Source organism: Desulfomonilaceae bacterium, assembly GCA_041662605.1.
GTDB lineage: Bacteria > Desulfobacterota > Desulfomonilia > Desulfomonilales > Desulfomonilaceae > CAJBEZ01.
The window spans coordinates 43,691-62,966 of record JBAZSD010000013.1; the positions used below are offsets into that span (position 1 = coordinate 43,691).

The window sequence follows — 19,276 nt, forward strand, 5'->3', positions numbered from 1 at the left end:
CCTGCGCTAAAAGCAGGATCCTCCGACTGCGGCTGGTAATTGCGAGTGATTGGCTCCATTACTCACCAGGTTCCCCCAGAGGATAAGGTCCTTTCCCAACCACTTATGGCCTGGGTTCTCCAATCGGAGAAAGTGGTTCGGGTCCGACTCACCCAGGTCGCTCACCGCTCTCAATCCTCCCACCAGAACAGGCGCAACCGTAAGCACTACAAAATCCGGGGCTTTTTCCATGAGGAAACTTGTAATGATGCGGGCTCCACCCTCCACCATCAAACTATTCACGGACAAATCACCCAAAATAGCCAATATTTCCTGGAGATTCAGCAAACCTTTGTCATTGGAAGAAACCCTAACAACCATAACTCCTTTTTGCTCGAGTATTTTGATCTTATTATCGTCAGCCATGTGACTCGTGAAAATTATCGGATCTCGGGAAGATTCCTTAAAGAGGTTGCAATCAAGCGGAATCCTAAGGAAGCTATCCACCACCACAGGTCTCGGATCGTGTCCATTCACCAGCCTGACGGTAAGCCTGGGGTTATCTGAAAAAACGGTTCCTATTCCTACAAGAATGGCGTCATGAGCGGCTCTAAGTTGATGTGTAAGTCGAAGTGATCTCTGTCCACTGAGAGCCAGCGGCTCACCCGGGCGGGACGATATGCACCCGTCCAGGCTCTGGGCATAGCTTAGAGTGATGAAGGGTCTTCCGTTACGTTTTCTATACTCGGGAGCAAGAGCCAACAAAGGCCTTAAAAAGTCCATCTTCCGTTAACTTAGGCTTATCGCCTTCCTCTCTGGATCAGAAACTGAGATAATCACTGCTCCGACAATGTCGGAAATTAAAATTCGCATTACCAAAACTGCTATCTTAGCGGGGCCTCTCTGGAAACGAATATTAACGTGCATCTTCTTGTAAGACCGTGTGCGCAGATGCCAAAATCATTTTCCCGAATCGATCATTTCGTTCCTGACAGGGCTGGACGCATGTCGTCCAGTATTGACGCCGCAGGCTCTTGTAACATGAAGATCATATAAAAACAATATTTTATCAAAAATAAAGCGTCTTTATCAACAAAATACAGACAGTGTCCGCTCTCTCGGTCAAATTATTCTTGTCAAGATCATCCAGCTTGGATATTATAACCGATTGCGCCTTTAAGGCTTGGCGCCCGAGGCATTCCAAGAATTACGCGTAGTGAGGCATGTTAAACAAAATCCGAATCAATTCCCAATCGGAAGAAAATAGTATCTCGATCGGGAAAGCTATCGGAACAGTGATCCGGTCCGGTGACATCATAACGCTAGTGGGAAACCTTGGGTCCGGCAAAACAAGACTGGTCAAAGGGATCATTTCCCAGGCCCTGGCCATACCAATTGATGAAATAATCAGCCCAAGCTTTACGCTTGTTAATCGATACGAAGGCACGATGACTATAGACCACGCTGATCTTTACAGAGTCGGTCCCGGGGCCGTTGAAGAACTGGGTCTTCTTGAAATTATCGATGCGGAAGGCGCTCTGCTGATTGAGTGGGCCGACAATGAAGCCCCTGTTTTGAAACATGAACTTAGGGTGACTATCTTGTACGGCATGGACCCAGATTTCAGATTTCTGAATTTTGAATACGAGGTTCCCGGCGCTTGGGAGACAAGATTACCAAGAGCTGTCGAAAAATTTCAGCATAGTTGAAAAAACCTGAAGAATCTTGCAGGTGATTTGGAGAAAACGGATGGCTGTTATTGTTCAAAAATACGGAGGGACTTCCGTCGGCTCCCTGGACAGAATAGCGAATGTGGCGCGACGGGTGGCCGCTCGCAAAGACCAAGGAAACGATCTGGTAGTGGTCGTCTCCGCCATGTCGGGAGAAACGGACCGGCTGATCAATCTCGCAAAAGAAATTTCGCCTTTGCCAAACGAACGTGAGATGGACGTTCTCGTTTCTACGGGTGAGCAAATATCGATAGCGTTACTGGCAATTACCCTGGAGACCATGGGATATAAGGCCAAGTCATATTGCGGCTGGCAATTGCCTCTCCGAACCGATTCAGCCTTTGGAGCCGCCAGAGTCACGGATATTGTCACAAACAAGATCAGTGAAGACCTGGCAAACGGGATTATAGTAATCATAGCGGGCTTTCAAGGTGTTGATGACGACGGCTCCATTACCACACTCGGACGTGGTGGATCGGACACCTCCGCTGTGGCGGTGGCCGCGGGTCTCAAGGCGGATCTGTGTGAGATATATACGGATGTTGATGGCGTTTACACAACGGATCCCAATATTGTGCCCGAGGCGAAAAAGATTCCGAGCATCGCCTATGAAGAGATGCTTGAGATGGCGTCTTTGGGGGCCAAAGTTCTTTATATCAGGGCAGTGGAATTTGCAATGAGGCATAAGGTTCCGTTGATCGTCAGATCGAGTTTCAACGACAACGAGGGAACCCTGGTCACAGAGGAGAGTTCAGATATGGAAAAAGAATCCGTCAGAGCGGTCACACTGAGCACAAAAGAGGCAAAGATTACGTTGTCGGGGATCCCTGACGTCCCTGGGACAGCGTCACAGCTCTTTGGGGCGCTGGCTGAAGCGAATGTGATTGTGGATATGATTATTCAGAATTCGAGCGAAGAAGGCAAAACGGACATTTCTTTCACAGTGCCATCGCCGGATCTGGAAAAGGGCCTGGAAATCTGCCAGGGTGTCCGGGAAATTCTTGGAGCCGAGAAGCTGGATGGCTCCAAAGCCTTCGCAAAAGTTTCAATAATAGGACTTGGAATGCGGTCTCACACGGGCATCGCTTCCAAAATGTTCGCCGCGTTGGCAAGAGAGGGGATCAACATTGAAATGATCTCAACCTCTGAAATCAAAATTTCCTGCGTAATTAAGAAAAAATACGCTGAACTGGCAGTAAGGGTTTTGCATGACGTTTTTGAACTGGAAAAACCTCTTTAATCATTTTCTGGCTGGAGAATCTAGTTGAGCGCAATCGAGCTTTATGACACAACTTTGAGGGATGGGGCCCAAACCTGGGGCGTTACATTCTCATTGGATGACAAAGTTAGAATAGCCCAAAAGCTTGATGAGTTTGGTATAGACTACATTGAGGGAGGTTACCCCGGATCAAATCCTAAAGATCGGCGTTTTTTTGAAATTACAAACACCCTGAATTTCAAGCATTCCATAATTACTGCTTTCGGAAGCACATGCAGGGCCGATCTCATCCCGGAGAAAGATCCACAGGTCGAAAGCCTTCTCAAGACCAGGGCATCCGCAGTCACTATAGTTGGAAAGAGTTGGGATCTGCATGTAACAGCCATTCTGGCTGTTACACTCGAACGTAATCTTGGCATGATACGGGAAACCATTGATTATGTGAGACGTCATTTCGGCAGGGTAGTGTTCGACGCTGAGCACTTTTTTGATGGTTTCAAAAGAAACCCGGAATATGCCATAAAGACCCTGGAAGCAGCCGCCTCGGCTGACCTGCTGTGCCTGTGTGACACTAACGGCGGGACATTGCCATCTGAAACAGCCGAGATTATCCGATCTGTAAGGAAAACTGTTCACACTCCTCTCGGCATACATAACCATAATGACTCGGAGACCGCTGTCGCATGTTCTTTGGCTGCGGTAGAAGTTGGGGTAAAACAGATACAGGGAACAATCAACGGCATTGGGGAAAGATGCGGTAACGCCAATTTAATCTCAATTATACCGGCTTTGGCCCTCAAAATGAAAAAACTCGAGTATGCTCCGGCCAAGTTGAGACTATTGAAGCATCTTTCAGAATTTGTTGATGAGATGGCTAACCGAACGCCAAACAAGGCCCAACCGTATGTTGGAGCCGCCGCGTTCGCCCATAAAGGAGGATTGCATTCGAGCGCTGTCTTGAAAGTTCCATCCGCTTATGAACACATAAGCCCCGAAGTTGTCGGATCAATGCGGCAGATGCCAATATCAGAACAGGCTGGGCGGGCGGCCCTAGCCCAAAAAGCGGCCGAGTTTGGAATAGATCTTACGCCTGATGATCCTCGAGTTGGGGAGGTCCTCAAAATCATAAAAGACCTTGAGGCCCAGGGAGCCCGATACGACATTGCAGATGGTTCATTCAAACTTCTTCTCAAGAGAATGTTGGGGCTCCACAGAAGGTTTTTCACGCTCCATGGTTTTAGCGTCACAAGTTCTAAACGAAAAGGAGATACCAAGACTTATTCCGACGCCGTCATCCGTATAGTAGTGAGAGATAAAATGGAATTCTCCGCGGCGGAAGGAAATGGTCCGGTACATGCTCTGGATAATGCATTGAGACAGGCCCTTACAACATTCTATCCCAATGTGGGCGAAGTGCGGCTCACTGACTTTAAGGTTAGAGTCCTGGAAGGGACATCTGGAACCGGCGCCACAGTTAGTGTGTTAATAGAATCCACGGACGGAGAAGATGTTTGGTGGACTGTCGGCTTTAATGAAAATGTAATACAGGCCTCCTGGAACGCCCTGGTGGACAGTATTGACTACAAACTCCAAAAAGATTTTATCGGACAAGAATAAATCTAACGCTCAGAAAAACATTCGAGGGGGCGTCAAACCAGCCCAAGGCTTGGCTCTCGTCGCCGTTTTCTTTGCGCTGGGGTATCTTTTTCTGTCTCATTTACCAACCCATAAAACGGTTCCTGTCGACCGATCTTCGTATCTTGGACAAGGAGACTGCGGCTACCGGCTTGTGGTGGGAGACAGGACACTAGGCACGGTTTTCTTTTCTGAACCGAGCAATCTCAAAAAAATACTAGATAGGCTGGAAGAAAAGGGATTGAAGGTGACCAACCCGAACTTGGTTCTTCCATGCGGCTCTGTGATCCACTTGAGAGATGGGAATATTCAAGAGGTTAAGAGGCTCCTAGGAGAGCAGGCCATCGCATGCGGTAAGAGGATCGAATTAAACGAAGCCACAGAAGAGGATCTTATGAGTGTCCCGGGCATTGGGCCGGGAATCGCGAAGCGTATTTGCGAAAGAAGAAGTCTCTTGGGCCCTTTTGAAAGTGTTTCGGATCTGGGCAAGATCAGCGGCATTGGCGCCAAAAAAGTCCTGGGTTACCAAAAGTACCTGAAATAGATATTCCCCGTAAACAAACCGAGAAATGTCCGCAGAAAGCGGAAGCAGTATTAGGAATCTCTTTTCCGGTTGATTGCGCTAGCAGCGTACGCGGCTCCAAAGCCATTGTCTATGTTCACGACCACCACACCGGGGGCGCATGAGTTGAGCATCCCCAGTAGAGCCGCAATACCACCAAAGGAGGCCCCATACCCTACTGACGTAGGAACCGCTATCACAGGACGATCTACCAAGCCTCCCACCACACTGGGTAAAGCTCCTTCCATCCCCGCCACAACTATTATTACTGAAGAAGAATTGATCAGGTCAATGTGGGCTAGGACCCTGTGTATTCCCGCTATTCCAACATCATATAACGAATCGGTTTTGTTCCCCAGGGCCAGAGCCGTTACCCTGGCCTCTTCAGCGACAGGGAGGTCAGATGTTCCCGCCGCCATTACAAGGATCGAACCCCTTCCACTGAGGGGTATCTCCTTTCTGGAATACAATATCGTTCCGGCAATAGGATTGTAGTCTATCGAACCTGTTGACCGGTCTGCGACGTACTGAGCCTTCTGTGCATCGACGCGTGTAATAAGAACGGTATCATGCCTATCTTTGAGCCGTTCAAAAATGGACACAATCTGGTCAGCCGTTTTCCCTTGCCCGTAGATTACCTCTGGAAATCCCAAACGCAAGGCCCGGTGATGATCAATGCTGGCAAACCCCAGTTCTTCGGTTTCCAGCTTCTGAAACAGCAGGCTGGCCTGTTCAACCGTTAGCTTACAGGTTTGCACCTGTTCAAGGATTTCGTTGAGGCGTTCTCTGTTCAATTTGGATACGTCAAACTAACGATTTTACGATATCGACTTTGCCGATTATTCCCACCAGTTTTCCTTCCTCAATTACTGGGATCGTGTAGTACTTGTTTTCCGACATTATTCTGGCCACTTCTGAAACGTCTGCGTCAGACTGCACGCAGGTAGCTGGATGTGAATAAATATCTCCAACAGTGGTAGCCGAAATTCTCTTAAAATCCTGATGCAGGCGCCATGGATTTTCGATGGGGATTATGGAATCCAGAATGAAAAATACCGTCGGAATGTGCAGCGGTTTATTATATTCTACCAGGTCAGATTCACAAACAACGCCTATCACGGCGCCTTGCTCATCCACAACTGGGACTCCGTTAACCCCTTTTTCCAGCAGGATCTCGGCCAGTTCCCTGATAGGAGTTTCTTTTGTTACCGTGATGACATTTTTTGTCATTATTTGTGAGGCTATCGGCATTCCATTCTCCATCCAGCCCAAGAAATTTCTCTTTTCCGATTTTTTAATGGATCCATCGATCAAGAAACCAGCGTGGCGTGATATATTTGCCCGGCTCAGAGTCAAAACACCCTGATCTGACTGACGGAGGCCATTATGAAAAGTTACCGGAAAGAATTGTGGTTCAATATAAACAAGCGGCGTGAGTTCGTCAACATAACCCGGGATGTCGAAAAGGCGTTGAAGGAGTCGGGAATTCAAGAGGGGTTGATTCTAGTCAACGCCATGCATATCACTGCGTCGGTATTCATCAATGATGATGAATCAGGGTTGCATGAAGACTATGACAAGTGGCTGGAAGGGCTGGCCCCGCACGCTCCCACCAGCCGTTATCTACACAATCGCACCGGAGAGGACAATGGAGACGCCCATTTGAAAAGACAAGTCATGGGAAGGGAGGTAGTTGTCGCCGCGAGCAACGGCATGCTCGATTTTGGCCCATGGGAACAAATATTTTATGGGGAATTCGATGGTGGACGGAGAAAACGGGTTCTGGTGAAAATTATAGGAGAATAGGCTTCTTAAACATTTTCATTCTCGGCAATCGGTCTGGTCATTCAGGAGGAACCCTTCATGACCAGACCGATCAGTTATCTTACTGATTCAATGTTACAAACTTTAATTTATCGCCGTCCACCTGCGCCTCAATTTCGTCGTCAGGCCCAAATTTTCCAGCTAGGATCTCCGAAGCCAAGGGATTCTCAATGAGGCGCTGGATCGCTCGTTTAAGCGGTCTAGCTCCGTACGCCGGATCGAACCCGTCATCAGCGAGCAAATCTCTGGCTTCTGAGCTGAGCCTGAGGGTGAACTTGCTTTCTTCCAGTCTCCTGTTCAGACGTCCTATCTGTATATCAACTATTTTCTTAATGTCTTCCCTGGTTAAGGCATGGAAAATTATAATGTCGTCCAGACGATTCAAAAACTCAGGTCTGAAATGGAATCGAAGCGCTTCCATCACGCGAGTTTTCATCGCCTCTTCATCTTTTCCTGAATAATCTCTGATTTCTGTCGAGCCAATATTCGAAGTCATTATTATAATGCAATTCTTGAAGTCAACTGTCCGTCCTTTGCCATCCGTCAGTCTTCCATCATCCAGAATTTGCAACATCGCGTTGAAGACTTCCGGATGCGCTTTTTCAACTTCGTCGAAAAGGATAACTGAATAAGGCCTGCGGCGAACTGCTTCCGTAAGATATCCTCCTTCATCATAACCGACATAGCCGGGAGGGGCGCCGATTAATCTTGCCACTGAGTGCCTCTCCATGTATTCGGACATGTCCACTCTAATCATTGCCTGTTCATCATCAAACAGGAATTCAGCCAGAGCCCTTGCAAGCTCCGTTTTTCCAACGCCCGTAGGACCAAGGAATATGAAGGAACCGATTGGACGATTAGGATCCTGGAGACCGGATCTGGCTCGGCGTACAGCGTTTGAAACAGCTATGATGGCCTCTTTTTGACCAATTACTCTTTTGCTGATTCTTTCTTCCATCTTGAGTAGCTTGCTGACTTCACTTTCAAGCATTCGAGCAACCGGTATTCCCGTCCATTTGGCCACAACTTCGGCAATGTCCTCAGGGCCGACTTCTTCTTTTAGAAGCCCACCATCTTTCTGAATCTCAGCCAGCTCAGTGTTTTTTGCGCTGATATCTTTCTCTAGGGCAATCATCATGCCGTACTTTAGTTCAGCGGCTTTTGTAAGGTTTCCTTCACGCTCTGCCTGGCCAGCTTGGGATTTGGCCTGTTCATATCTCTCTTTAAGGCGTCTTATCTCCGCTATGGCCTGTTTCTCTTTGCGCCATTCTTCTTTCAGCCCATTGGACTCAGTGGTGAGCTTTTCTATTTCTTCCTCTACTCTTTCCAGTCTGTCCAAGCTGTTGGTATCAGACTCTTTTTTTAGAGCTTGGCGTTCAATTTGAAGCTGGATGATTTTTCGGTCGATCTCATCTATTTCCGTAGGCATCGAATCTATTTCAATTCTAAGCTTTGAAGAGGCTTCGTCGATGAGGTCAATGGCCTTGTCAGGCAAGAACCTGTCGGTAATATACCTGTTCGACAGAGTGACAGCCGCTATGATAGCTGCGTCCTGAATTCTAACCCCATGATGCAACTCATAGCGTTCTTTCAGTCCCCTGAGGATGGATATCGAGTCCTGTACCGAAGGCTCTGCGACATAAACAGGCTGAAACCTTCGCTCTAGCGCAGCGTCCTTTTCAATATATTTCCTATATTCATTTATCGTGGTCGCCCCGACTGCCCGGAGTTCTCCTCGGGCCAGAGCGGGTTTCAACATATTTGAAGCGTCTACAGCCCCTTCAGCCGCGCCCGCGCCAACAAGGGTATGCATTTCGTCAATGAACAGGATTATCTCCCCCGCGGCGGAAGTCACTTCTTTCAGGACGGCTTTGAGCCGATCTTCAAATTCCCCACGATATTTGGCTCCAGCAACCAACTGGCCAACATCCAGAGCCATAACCCGTTTACCTTTTAGGGTTTCTGGAATATCTCCGGACACTATCCGCCCTGCCAGCCCTTCTACTATCGCTGTCTTGCCGACGCCTGGGTCTCCTATCAATACAGGGTTGTTCTTCGTCCTTCGTGAAAGCACCTGGATTATTCTTCTTATTTCGTCGTCCCTGCCAATCACAGGGTCGAGCTTACCCTTACGCGCCAATTCGGTTAGGTCTTTTGTAAACCTCTTGAGCGCCTGATATTTCTCTTCAGGAGCCTGATCCGTCACCCGCTGGGTCCCGCGTAGATCAGTCAAGACAGTGTAAATCTTGTCTTTCGTGACTCCTTTGGAATTAAGGATTTTGGCCGCGGAACTTCCCGAAGCTTGAGAAATGGCTATAAGAAGATGCTCCACTGACACATATTCGTCGCGTAACTGCTCCATCTCCTTGAAAGCGCTCTCTAGCACGGCCCGGAGAGTGTTTGAAAAGTATCTATCGGCCACAGCGCCACTCTGCTGCGGAAAACGTTCTATCACCTGAAGAGTTTCATTTCTTATTCTGTCTAGATCGGCCCCAAGTTTCTTGATTATTTCAACGCAAAGCCCTTCGGCGTCTGAAATTAGAGCTAACAAAAGGTGTTCCGTGTCAACTTGGGGATTCCCCCTCTTTGACGCCATATTTTGAGCCATCTCGAGGGCTTCCTGAGATTTCAATGTAAACTTGTCCAAACGCATTATGTTGCCTCCTTGAACTGTTTATTCATGACAAGGAATCCGCCTTTGTGGATCAATGAACATTTTGTTGAAACTGTTGGATTATTTGACGGAACCTCGCCAAAAGAGGAGCAAATCGCAAATTAAGAACTTATGGTTCACAGTTAAGCAGTCGGAGCATGTCTGTCAATTCGAACGCAGATTTATTTCCAAGTAAATGTTTGACTTATCCTTGATGGGTTATTACGATTGAGCACAGAGATAAAATACTGGACAAAGTCATGTCGACTCAGCGGGGAGAAAGCAGTGGTGAACCGGCCACAGGAGACCGCTCATTTCAATAATCAATCAACAGCTCCCAAACTTCTGGTGGCTGACGATGACGGATTATCCCTGGAAAGCCTGGCAGAATTACTGTCTCTTAACGGTTTTGAGGTTTTTACGGCTCAATCAGGGGAACAGGCTTGGGAACTCTATTTAAACCAAAAACCCGATCTCGTAATAACAGACATCCTGATGCCTGGAATGGATGGAATAGGTCTTCTTAAACTCATAAGGGACAAAGACAATATCATACCGGTTATAATGATTACCGGCTTTGGCGAGGTGGAAACATCCATCAAAGCCCTTAGGTTTGGAGCTTCCGATTTCCTGCTTAAACCGATTAACGCCGAGATAATGATTTCCACTGTGCAAAAGGGTCTAGAGCATTACAGACTGAAACTCCTTGAAAAAGAGTACACTCAGCGTCTTGAGACTCAAGTTGAAAACAGGACTAGAGAGTTGGCGAGAACCAACGAGTTTCTCAGAGGCATTCTTGAAAGTTCGAGGGGTGTGTCCATAGTAGTTACAGGACTTGATAAGAAAGTACTATTCTGGAACTCCGGGGCTGAAAATATTTTTGGCTACTCTGAGGAGGAAATGGTCGGGCAATCTGTTGTTAGATTGTATTCACCGATCGCCAATCCGGACGAAATTCAAAATACACTTAGGCAGGCCTTGGCCAGCAAATCCGGGACAGTGCAAAAAGTAATCAAGCAGCTTTCCAAGGATGGCGAGGAGATCACACTTTCTCTTGCTATATCTCCCATGATGGATAGAAAGGGCCGGATAAATGGTGTCATAGGCCTGGGGCAGGACGTTACGGAACAATATCGGCTTCATCAGGAGCTGCTTGAATCGTACACAAGAATTAGAAAAATTCAGGGCGCCTCGATTTTCGCGCTGGCTCAACTGGCCGAGGCTCGTGATGGTGAAACAGGCGCGCACCTAAAAAGAATCAGAAAATATTGCGTCATCTTATGTGAAAGCCTTCGGAAAAGGCCCAAATATGGTCCCAGGATGACTTCGGATTACATTGAAGACCTGGTACAATGCTCAGTACTGCATGATATAGGTAAAATTGTGATACCGGATAGCATATTGTTCAAACCTGGAAGATACGAATCTGATGAATTCGAAGTAATGCAAGAACATGCTTTGCTTGGCGGGAAAGCTCTGTTTGATGCGGCCCAAGAAACGGGTGAGTCTCAAAGCTACCTCACTGTCGGCGCAGAGGTAGCCTATTATCATCATGAACGGTGGGACGGGAAAGGCTATCCATTCGGTTTAAGTCAGGATAAAATACCCTTGTCCGCTAGAGTGGTAGCGTTATGTGATGTTTATGACGCCTTGAGATCCAAGAGACGTTACAAAGATGATTTCCCTCACGATGAGGCTGTAAGATTGATACTTGATGAACGTGGCAAGCATTTTGACCCGGAGATTGTTGACGCTTTTCTGGAAACCGCTGAAGAATTCAGGGCCATTAGTAATGTTCACCCCCCGGCAGCCAATAATTGATCTTGCCAATTTCGTATTCTGAACCACCAATAGAAGCCTTTCCCAACTTATCCTCCTTCTGCAAACAAGGTATGCTCTTCCAACGGGCCCACAAATTGTGTAAAGTGAATAATCTAAATTTTTCAGAAAGTGATTTGGTATGAGTCAAAGCTGGGTACCTATTACAACGATATTGAAGACCGCTCCAAAGTTGCTGGAGATTCCCAAGTACGCCAAGAATGTGGCTATGATACAGGTGGACAAATTCCTGAGAAGCCTCTCTTATAAATCAGGGGATGGAGCAGCGGACAAAATAAGGCAATGTAGTGTCCGCATCACTGATTATTGCAATCTTCGGTGTCATACATGCGGGCAATGGGGAGACAGGGGCTTTTTGAGGTCTTGCTCGCTCAAGGAGTTAAAAGAACACGAAGTTTCTCCTGAAAGATACATTTCGTTGCTGCGAGATCTTCAAGCTCACGGTCATACACCCTCGGTATATCTTTGGGGTGGCGAGCCAATGCTTTACAAGGGGTCCGTGGACATAATAGAGGAAGCGGCAAGGCTCGGGATGCCCCCGAGTATAGCCACCAACGGAACAGGGCTTTATGAACATGCCGAGAGGTTGGTACAAGCCCCCATGTTCGTCGTCCAGATTTCAGTTGATGGCCCCGATGAAGAGACCCACAACAAAAGTCGTCCTGGAGCTGCCCCTTCGGTGAACAATTTTAGAACCATTAACAAGGCTATCGACACATTGACCCAGCTTCGAAAAGAAAAAGGTCAAAGGCTTCCTCTGATAGCTTCGCTAACAACTATCAACAACGTAAATTATCAGAGGCTCGTAGATATTTACGAAGTTTTTAGGGATCGCGTAGATGTTTGTGTATTTTATCTCGCGTGGTGGATAGATGAGAAATCTGCGGAAAAACACACTGTGGACTTTGAAGAAAGGTTCGGATTCAAGCCTCAAAAGCACTATGGATGGATAGGAAATTGGAGACCACCTGATATCCAGGCCTTGTCGCAGCAACTAAAGCGCCTGCATGAACTGGCCAAAAAGTTTTCCGGGCCTGCCGTTATCGTGATGCCTCCCCTGGACGCCGTTGACGATCTGGAGCGCTACTACACGGATCATGACTGCACATTTGGTTTTGACAAATGCGTGTCAATCTTCAGCGCTGTGGAAATCAATTCCAACGGTGACATGTCGCCGTGCCGGGATTACCATGATTTTGTAGTTGGAAACGTCAAAGAAAATACTATAACCGAGATTTGGAATTCAGATCGTTACCGAGAATTCCGTAAGAGTATTTCTACTAAAGGTTTGATGCCTGTTTGCACAAGGTGTTGCGGCTTGATGGGTTATTAACAGTCCCGCGTTTAACTCAAAAATCATCGCGGACCTAAAATCCCAGGGACTTCATTCTCTTAATGAGGAATTTCGCAGCGAGGCCATTCATTATGCCCGTTACTATCGCTGCGAAAATCATTATCGGAGCCAGAAGCAGGATACTTTCGTTCTTCACGAGCATTGCATACGCTACCCAAAGTTGAGCCATATTGTGAGTCACAGCCCCCAAAACACTGACGCCAACTTCGCTGAGAAACCTTTCTCCAAAATGGTACGCCACCGCCATTACGCATATTGAACTGATACCTCCTGCGGCGGCGAGAAAAAATCCTGGTGATCCAAATTGCCCGGAGATTAAACCTCCAAGCAATATCCTTCCTATTGTAAGCAAAGCGGCGTCTTTAAATCCAAAAATATACAACGTCGCAAGACCGATAATGTTTGCAAAACCAAACCTAAACCAGCCTACAGTAAAAGGGACAAGCGCTTCCAGAGAATGTATTGCGGTAGCAAGGGCCAAGAGCATCGCCAATTGTGAGAGTTTTTGAGTCCTGTCACTCATCTGCTGATCGCGTCCACTTTGCCGTAATCGTCTCCTCCTATTCGAACAATTATTTCATTGGGCACACAAACCAGGGCCGCGCCGCCAGTTTTGGTTTCTCCCATTTTTGCACAGTAGTGATTAGGACATGGCGAACTAAGAATACTAACCTTGCCTGCTTTGATCTGAATCCTGGACTCACCCAACGGGCCATTTACAGAAACGACGCGATCATGATTCAGAGAGTAACGGCCGACAAGCCGGGATCCAGACTCTATTAATACAACATCCCCGGAAGTAATGATTCGCTTTGGCAATAATACCGACAGAAGTAGGGCCAAAACACCCATCATCAAAATGACGATCAAGTCTCCTGGTTTGCAGCGCCGAAACAGAACACGTATTTCCAAGATGGCTCAAACTTCCTTTCTAGTCCTTCAAATCGAGGGTATCATTTTCGTTTATGAAATGTTTTTACGCAAGTCCACCAAGCATATACATTAATTCTGGAAAATTGTTTCAAGAGCTAATCAACGTCATAATAACCTGTATATTAGACCTCAAGGATTATAAACTTAAACTGTTACTTAATTTTTCCTTGCGCCTTGCGCAACTTCCATATAAATATTGGACCAGTGGATTCTCGCGGTAACCTCACACTTTAGGCGGCTTGCGATGAAATGTCCCGTATGTGGCGAAATAGAAGACAAGGTAATAGACTCCCGATTAGCAAAGGATAACACTGCAATTCGAAGGCGCAGGCAGTGTCTCAATTGTCTCAAGAGATTTACCACTTATGAAAGAATCGAAGATATTACTCCGTTTGTAATTAAAAAGGACGGCCGTCGGGAGGCTTTTGACAGGCGAAAAATCGTCGAAGGAATATTGAGGGCCTGCGAAAAAAGACCCATAAGTGTCGAACAAGTTGACGCAGTTGCAGACACCATCGAGCAAGACTTGATGGAAAGATCCGAGAAAGAGATACATGTTTCTTATATTGGCGAGCGAGTGATGCTGGCGCTCAAAAAACTCGACGAAGTCGCATACGTAAGATTTGCTTCAGTATATAGGTCATTTCGAGACATAGATGAATTCATCAATGAAATAAAAGAACTTTATGAACTTAAAGAAACCAAGGAACAACGAATAGAATATGAGCATGTAGATGAACCTGAAAACCCACAATGCGATCCATGAATCGCGTAAGTTTATGTCCCGGGCTCTGAGCTTGGCCAGAAGGGGTCTCGGACGGACATCTCCCAATCCTATGGTGGGCGCAGTCGTAGTCAAAGATGGAAAAATTATTGGGGAGGGTTTCCACCGCGCGACAGGAGAGCCACATGCAGAGGTAGAGGCTATTCGCGCCGCCGGCGTAGAAACTCATGGCGCCGAACTCTTTGTAACATTGGAGCCATGCAACCACTATGGCCGCACTCCTCCCTGTACTCAGGCGATTATGGCGGCAGGGGTCAAAAGGGTATATTATGGAATTGGCGACCCCAACCCATCAGTAATTGGTGGCGGGGCTGAATTTTTACGTAGGGCAGGAATCGAAGTCGTGGGACAAGTCCTGGAAAACCGTTGTAGGGCTCTTAATGAGGTATACCTCGCAAATGTTACACTCAAAAGGCCATTTGTTTATCTGAAATTGGCTATGAGCCTGGACGGTCGTATAGCAACCCGTACTGGGCATTCCCGATGGATAACGTCGGAGCAGTCCAGAATGAAAGCCCACAGGCTAAGAGACCGCGTTTGCGCGATCATGGTCGGCATTGAAACCGTGCTTATCGACAATCCCTCACTTACAACGCGATTGAAGGAACGACAGGGACGCGACCCAATCAGGATTGTGGCTGATTCAAACTTAAGGACACCCCTTGATGCGAACATTTTTAACCAGACGTCTCAGGCTGGGGTAATTATTGCTACAAGAAGCAACCCACCTTCCCGTCTGAAGTCCAGGTTGGAAAAAAAGGGCGCTAAGGTAATCCAGACGACTGGCGCCGATAGGGTCGATTTGAAAGATCTTTTAGCAAATCTGTATAAGATGGGGATTACTTCACTCTTGATCGAAGGCGGAGCAGGATTGGCGTGGGGGGCTCTTGAAGCCAAAATAGTGGATCGATGCATGTTCTTCTACGCCCCCATGATAATTGGTGGAAAATCGGCGCCTACTGGAGTCTCAGGGACGGGAATAAACAGACTTGAGGAAGCCCCTCGCCTGGTCGAAATGAGATCGCTCAAAGTCGGGCCTGACATTCTTGTAGAAGGTAAAGTAATTTATCCAGGCGAACATTAAATGATATTACAGATAAATCCAGTCAACCCTCAGCCAAGACATATTACCAGGGTAGTAGATGTTCTTCGTAAGGATGGGGTAATTGTATATCCAACCGATACCGTTTACGGTCTAGGTTGTGACATCGCAAGCAAAAAGGCGCTGGAGCGTGTACGTCGAATTAAGAAGTTCGACAACAAAAGGCATCTCTCGTTTGTCTTTTCGGATTTCAAGGCTATTTCCCTTTACGCCCAAGTTACCGACAATGACTTCAAGTTGCTTAAGCGCAGGCTTCCCGGCGCCTACACGTTTATTCTCAAAGCCACCAGACTTGTCCCAAGAATTGTCCTCACAAAAAAACATGAGGTGGGAATACGCATCCCGGACAACAGAATCTGCCAGGCTTTACTGGAAGAACTGGGAAACCCGATTCTGAGTTCCTCCGTGAGGCTACCTAATGACCATTTACTTGATGACCCCCGTGAGATTGAAAGAATTTATAGAGGGCAGGTGGATTTGGTGATAGATGGCGGCATTTTCCTACCCGAACCGTCTACTGTAGTGAGTCTTCTTGATGATCCCCCAAAGGTACTGCGTGTAGGCAAAGGCGATGTCAGTCCTTTCGAGGAAGATTAATAAGATCAAAAAGCAGTTCCGCTGTAATTGACGCGCTCCCGGCATGTTTGGTCAACTCATGACGCCCTCGATATCCCAGACGTTTGGAACGTTCAAAATCTTTGAGCGCTTCACGAACCACATGTGAGAGATCTTCGGAATCCCAAACCTCCGTCGCCGCCTCCACACTGACCAGTAGATCCCTGGCGTCTCTAAAATCCTCCATTGAAGGCCCAAAGCACAGCTTTTTTCCCCATGCGGCTGGTTCCAGAATGTTCTGACCGCCTCTTTTTACTAATGACCCTCCCACAAAAACTACGTCCGCTACTGAGTAGAATTTGAACAACTCCCCGGTCGTGTCCAATATGATAATGTTTCTGGAGCCACGCTGATGTCCGGAATCACGTGAACTTCTCAGGAAAGGAGACGGAAGATTTCGGTCCTCAATCGCCGATAAGATCCCAGGAACGGTTTCAATGTGGCGTGGAGCAATGATCAAGATAAGATCGGGAAAGTTATTGAGAAGATCCTTGAAACAGTCCATGACCAGTTCATGTTCCCCCGGATGGGTGCTACCAGCCATAAAAACCTTGTGATCCGGACTTAAATCGAGGACATTTCGCGCTTCTATTAACACCGAATCTGAAATATCCTTAAGAGCAGCGTCGAATTTAGTATTCCCGACAACCTTAACCCGATCCGACTTGGCCCCCATTTTGACTATTTTGTTTCTGTCCGCTTCGGAAACCATTAAGAAAGAGTCAACTTTTTCCAAAATCCTAGAGACTAGAGGTTGGATTTTCATATAGCGAGGGAATGAACGATCCGAAATCCTTCCGTTAGCAAGAGCGATTACAGCTCCTGATCGCTTGAGAGCATATAGCATATTCGGCCAGATTTCGGTTTCCATAAGGACAAAAAGATCCGGTTTTATTCTCTCAATCACGGGATTTAGACACATAGGGGAGTCTATTGGCATATATATAAACGAGTCAGCTTGAGTTATGCTTGTCCTTGCCATCTCCTGGCCGGTTTCAGTCCCTGTTGAGACGATCATAAAACACTCGGGAGCCAGTTTCCTGAATTCCCGAACAACGGGACCCAATGCTACTGTTTCACCCACTGACACAGCGTGAAACCATACAACAGGAGATTTAAGCACGGATTTCGGGAATGTTTCAGGGAGCCTTCCCAGTTTTCCGGACAGTGATTTCCGGTATTTGCCGGAAAAGACAATTTTGGGCGCATAGTAGGCGCATAGGATTGGAGCGCCGATCGCGTGAATCAACAAATTGTAGAAAAAGCGAATCATTTGACAAAGAATCTGTAAAGATTACCGGCAGGTCTCTGTCTTTACTGAAAACGTAGGGTCTATTTGAAAATTTTTTTCAACTAGAAACGGGTTTGGTTCAATCTTGGATATTTTAGCCACTGTGCGCCAACCTCCCAATGGAGAAGCAACCTCAAACTTTCGAGGAAGCCAGCCATTGTCGCCCTGGCTGAAATCTCCGAAGTCGGCGGTCAGATCGATGTCACCTTGTGGATTGATTCTTACCAAGCGCGTCAGGTTGTAGTTGCGGCTATCCAATGTAGCTCCCCACACCCTGCCCTGGAATGTTATCCTAATGACCATCTTCTCCGCGTCTCTTGAAAGAACACGGTCAAAACGAACATCTCGCCATTGGAGCAAAACCATAGGGATGAGCCCCTCTATTTCCGCTACATCCGGAAACTTTCGAGAGAAACATGGCCTGTCACCTTTGATAATTTTGCTTTCTTGAGGAATATAGAGTTCGAACATGTTGGATTTGATAACAAGTTCAAAAAGCGTCGCTCCCCCGGGGCCTAGCCCCTGAAACCGAAAATCACTGGGTCTTCGATAGAGTAGAAAACCCCTGATATCCTGCCTGGATTTGTCGACCTCATTCATTGTAGTTACATTCATGGACGCCTTGAACGCTGACAGGTTTTTTCCACGGTTAAAAAGAAGGTTGGGAATATCTTCAGGCTTTGCGACGGTCTGATCGGCGCAAAAACCTTCACTGAGACAGTACATTACGGAAAAAAGAATCACGATTGCTAAACAGAGATTGGTACGGTGACTGGTCATAGGTGAAACGATACCGGATTCCTCTGGCCCAAGACTTCATTCAACGGTTTTCATAGCAGACAACGTTGTCCAGCGCAACCCACACCGGCATTACAAGGAGGTTGATAAAGTGAAGGATTCAACAATGGAGTACGCAGCCATTATGAAAAGAAGCCACTATCGGCGTCGTCTCTTATTGGCCATCGCTTTTCGGGGATAAACGATAATTCTTCTTAACGGTCCTTCCCCATAGCTCTTGGTATAGACTTCTCGATCCTCCGCAAGAATAAGGTGAATAATCCTGCGTTCGTTTGCAGGCATAGGATTGAGGGCTACCGGTTTGAGAGACTTCTTGGCCTTTTGACTCATCCTGAGAGCCATCTCGCGGAGATTTTCATATTTCCTTTGTCTATAGTCTTCGGTATCGACTATGACTTCGATCTTATCTTCAAGGGGGGCCTCTCTGTTTACCGCCTTGTTGATTATATACTGAAGAGCGTCAAGAGTCTGGCCTCGTTTGCCGATGAGCAAACCACTCTTGTCTCCATCAATCTCCAGCTTTATAGAACCATTCGAAAAGGAACCAGCGACCGTAGCTTCTACTGGAATCCGGACCAGAATGCCTTCAAGCAACTCTTTAGCCTGCGACGCAATTTTTAACTTCTCAGGATCCTGTTCATCAACTAAAGAGGAATCACCCTGTTCCAGAGGAACGACCGGCGGTCGCCGCAAAGATGGTTTCGTCGATTCTGATTCAATTAAAGACACAGGCATCGTGTCCTTAGATTCGGAGGGTAATACTTCCATCACCTGTTTGACTACTTCTCGTTTACGCACTCTGACTCTTGCGTTCCGATGGCCTACCAACCCCAGAAAGCCCCTCGCGCTTTCTTCTACCACTTCTATTTCAAGAAGAGCTTCCTCAGCGTTCAACTCTTCGCATGCCTTTGCAATAGCGTCCTTGACAGTCTTCCCGGTAAATTCCATATAACTCATA

At 47.1% G+C, this 19,276-nt stretch carries 19 protein-coding genes; 10 read left to right on the forward strand and 9 right to left on the reverse strand.

Annotated elements, in window-relative coordinates:
- Positions 1 to 6 precede the first annotated feature (6 nt).
- Positions 7 to 762 (reverse strand): RibD family protein, encoded by a 756-nt coding sequence (locus tag WC647_11575; GenBank protein ID MFA6222941.1) that lies wholly within the window; start codon positions 760 to 762, stop codon positions 7 to 9.
- A gap of 440 nt (positions 763 to 1,202) precedes the next feature.
- Between WC647_11575 and tsaE the strand changes: the two genes are divergently transcribed.
- From tsaE to WC647_11595, 4 genes are read left to right on the forward strand one after another with little or no spacing between them, the layout of a single operon-like run.
- The gene (gene tsaE, locus WC647_11580; GenBank protein MFA6222942.1) at positions 1,203 to 1,688 is read left to right on the forward strand and encodes a tRNA (adenosine(37)-N6)-threonylcarbamoyltransferase complex ATPase subunit type 1 TsaE; all 486 of its coding nucleotides are present in this window, start codon (positions 1,203 to 1,205) and stop codon (positions 1,686 to 1,688) included.
- A gap of 40 nt (positions 1,689 to 1,728) precedes the next feature.
- Positions 1,729 to 2,949, forward strand: a complete 1,221-nt coding sequence (locus WC647_11585; protein MFA6222943.1) for an aspartate kinase — start codon at positions 1,729 to 1,731, stop codon at positions 2,947 to 2,949.
- 24 nt (positions 2,950 to 2,973) lie between these two features.
- Positions 2,974 to 4,545: a citramalate synthase gene (gene cimA / locus WC647_11590; GenBank protein ID MFA6222944.1), complete on the forward strand. Its 1,572-nt coding sequence runs from the start codon at positions 2,974 to 2,976 to the stop codon at positions 4,543 to 4,545.
- Complete coding sequence (locus WC647_11595; GenBank protein ID MFA6222945.1) at positions 4,505 to 5,107, forward strand: helix-hairpin-helix domain-containing protein; 603 nt, start codon at positions 4,505 to 4,507, stop codon at positions 5,105 to 5,107. Before cimA ends, WC647_11595 begins: the two co-directional genes overlap by 41 nt.
- A 50-nt stretch (positions 5,108 to 5,157) precedes the next feature.
- On the opposite strand, the gene larB is transcribed toward WC647_11595, so the two are convergent.
- Both larB and WC647_11605 read right to left on the reverse strand, forming a co-directional pair.
- Positions 5,158 to 5,919 (reverse strand): nickel pincer cofactor biosynthesis protein LarB, encoded by a 762-nt coding sequence (gene larB / locus WC647_11600; GenBank protein ID MFA6222946.1) that lies wholly within the window; start codon positions 5,917 to 5,919, stop codon positions 5,158 to 5,160.
- A gap of 10 nt (positions 5,920 to 5,929) precedes the next feature.
- Entirely contained in the window at positions 5,930 to 6,376 is a 447-nt protein-coding gene (locus tag WC647_11605) for a CBS domain-containing protein (GenBank protein ID MFA6222947.1), read from the reverse strand.
- 135 nt (positions 6,377 to 6,511) lie between these two features.
- On the opposite strand from WC647_11605, the gene WC647_11610 reads away from it, so the two are divergent.
- Positions 6,512 to 6,931, forward strand: coding sequence for a secondary thiamine-phosphate synthase enzyme YjbQ (locus WC647_11610; GenBank protein MFA6222948.1), 420 nt, complete (start codon positions 6,512 to 6,514; stop codon positions 6,929 to 6,931).
- Positions 6,932 to 7,010: 79 nt separating this feature from the next.
- On the opposite strand, the gene clpB is transcribed toward WC647_11610, so the two are convergent.
- Positions 7,011 to 9,602 (reverse strand): ATP-dependent chaperone ClpB, encoded by a 2,592-nt coding sequence (gene clpB / locus WC647_11615; protein MFA6222949.1) that lies wholly within the window; start codon positions 9,600 to 9,602, stop codon positions 7,011 to 7,013.
- A 288-nt stretch (positions 9,603 to 9,890) separates the two neighbouring features.
- On the opposite strand from clpB, the gene WC647_11620 reads away from it, so the two are divergent.
- Both WC647_11620 and WC647_11625 read left to right on the forward strand, forming a co-directional pair.
- Positions 9,891 to 11,423: a response regulator gene (locus WC647_11620; protein ID MFA6222950.1), complete on the forward strand. Its 1,533-nt coding sequence runs from the start codon at positions 9,891 to 9,893 to the stop codon at positions 11,421 to 11,423.
- Positions 11,424 to 11,562: 139 nt separating this feature from the next.
- Positions 11,563 to 12,774: a radical SAM protein gene (locus tag WC647_11625; GenBank protein ID MFA6222951.1), complete on the forward strand. Its 1,212-nt coding sequence runs from the start codon at positions 11,563 to 11,565 to the stop codon at positions 12,772 to 12,774.
- Between the two features lie 34 nt (positions 12,775 to 12,808).
- Here WC647_11625 and WC647_11630 read toward each other — a convergent pair whose 3' ends face one another.
- Both WC647_11630 and WC647_11635 read right to left on the reverse strand, forming a co-directional pair.
- Positions 12,809 to 13,318: a Gx transporter family protein gene (locus tag WC647_11630; protein MFA6222952.1), complete on the reverse strand. Its 510-nt coding sequence runs from the start codon at positions 13,316 to 13,318 to the stop codon at positions 12,809 to 12,811.
- Positions 13,315 to 13,707: a NusG domain II-containing protein gene (locus tag WC647_11635; GenBank protein ID MFA6222953.1), complete on the reverse strand. Its 393-nt coding sequence runs from the start codon at positions 13,705 to 13,707 to the stop codon at positions 13,315 to 13,317. Before WC647_11635 ends, WC647_11630 begins: the two co-directional genes overlap by 4 nt.
- 265 nt (positions 13,708 to 13,972) lie before the next feature.
- Here WC647_11635 and nrdR point away from each other — a divergent pair, with 265 nt between their 5' ends.
- From nrdR to WC647_11650, 3 genes are read left to right on the forward strand one after another with little or no spacing between them, the layout of a single operon-like run.
- The gene (nrdR, locus tag WC647_11640) at positions 13,973 to 14,494 is read left to right on the forward strand and encodes a transcriptional regulator NrdR (GenBank protein ID MFA6222954.1); all 522 of its coding nucleotides are present in this window, start codon (positions 13,973 to 13,975) and stop codon (positions 14,492 to 14,494) included.
- Positions 14,463 to 15,596, forward strand: a complete 1,134-nt coding sequence (gene ribD, locus WC647_11645; GenBank protein MFA6222955.1) for a bifunctional diaminohydroxyphosphoribosylaminopyrimidine deaminase/5-amino-6-(5-phosphoribosylamino)uracil reductase RibD — start codon at positions 14,463 to 14,465, stop codon at positions 15,594 to 15,596. Before nrdR ends, ribD begins: the two co-directional genes overlap by 32 nt.
- Entirely contained in the window at positions 15,597 to 16,211 is a 615-nt protein-coding gene (locus WC647_11650) for an L-threonylcarbamoyladenylate synthase (protein MFA6222956.1), read from the forward strand.
- Here WC647_11650 and WC647_11655 read toward each other — a convergent pair.
- The 3 genes from WC647_11655 to jag all read right to left on the reverse strand — a co-directional run bounded on the left by WC647_11655 (position 16,189) and on the right by jag (position 19,275).
- Positions 16,189 to 17,502 carry a 3-deoxy-D-manno-octulosonic acid transferase gene (locus WC647_11655; protein MFA6222957.1) on the reverse strand — a complete coding sequence of 438 codons (1,314 nt, stop codon included), beginning with the start codon at positions 17,500 to 17,502 and terminating at the stop codon, positions 16,189 to 16,191. The two genes, WC647_11650 and WC647_11655, sit on opposite strands and share 23 nt — an antisense overlap.
- A 21-nt stretch (positions 17,503 to 17,523) precedes the next feature.
- Complete coding sequence (locus WC647_11660) at positions 17,524 to 18,300, reverse strand: hypothetical protein (protein MFA6222958.1); 777 nt, start codon at positions 18,298 to 18,300, stop codon at positions 17,524 to 17,526.
- Between the two features lie 156 nt (positions 18,301 to 18,456).
- The gene (gene jag, locus WC647_11665) at positions 18,457 to 19,275 is read right to left on the reverse strand and encodes an RNA-binding cell elongation regulator Jag/EloR (GenBank protein ID MFA6222959.1); all 819 of its coding nucleotides are present in this window, start codon (positions 19,273 to 19,275) and stop codon (positions 18,457 to 18,459) included.
- Position 19,276: the final 1 nt, after the last annotated feature.

Excerpts from the sequence above, each read along its gene's own strand:
- nrdR (MFA6222954.1), top strand. The coding sequence starts at position 13,973 with ATGAAATGTCCCGTATGTGGCGAAATAGAAGACAAGGTAATAGACTCC.
- WC647_11655 (MFA6222957.1), bottom strand. The coding sequence starts at position 17,502 with ATGATTCGCTTTTTCTACAATTTGTTGATTCACGCGATCGGCGCTCCA.
- WC647_11630 (MFA6222952.1), bottom strand. The coding sequence starts at position 13,318 with ATGAGTGACAGGACTCAAAAACTCTCACAATTGGCGATGCTCTTGGCC.
- WC647_11660 (MFA6222958.1), bottom strand. The coding sequence starts at position 18,300 with ATGACCAGTCACCGTACCAATCTCTGTTTAGCAATCGTGATTCTTTTT.
- WC647_11610 (MFA6222948.1), top strand. The coding sequence starts at position 6,512 with ATGAAAAGTTACCGGAAAGAATTGTGGTTCAATATAAACAAGCGGCGT.
- ribD (MFA6222955.1), top strand. The coding sequence starts at position 14,463 with ATGAACCTGAAAACCCACAATGCGATCCATGAATCGCGTAAGTTTATG.
- WC647_11650 (MFA6222956.1), top strand. The coding sequence starts at position 15,597 with ATGATATTACAGATAAATCCAGTCAACCCTCAGCCAAGACATATTACC.
- WC647_11585 (MFA6222943.1), top strand. The coding sequence starts at position 1,729 with ATGGCTGTTATTGTTCAAAAATACGGAGGGACTTCCGTCGGCTCCCTG.
- WC647_11575 (MFA6222941.1), bottom strand. The coding sequence starts at position 762 with ATGGACTTTTTAAGGCCTTTGTTGGCTCTTGCTCCCGAGTATAGAAAA.
- jag (MFA6222959.1), bottom strand. The coding sequence starts at position 19,275 with ATGAGTTATATGGAATTTACCGGGAAGACTGTCAAGGACGCTATTGCA.
- tsaE (MFA6222942.1), top strand. The coding sequence starts at position 1,203 with ATGTTAAACAAAATCCGAATCAATTCCCAATCGGAAGAAAATAGTATC.
- clpB (MFA6222949.1), bottom strand. The coding sequence starts at position 9,602 with ATGCGTTTGGACAAGTTTACATTGAAATCTCAGGAAGCCCTCGAGATG.
- WC647_11605 (MFA6222947.1), bottom strand. The coding sequence starts at position 6,376 with ATGCCGATAGCCTCACAAATAATGACAAAAAATGTCATCACGGTAACA.
- WC647_11625 (MFA6222951.1), top strand. The coding sequence starts at position 11,563 with ATGAGTCAAAGCTGGGTACCTATTACAACGATATTGAAGACCGCTCCA.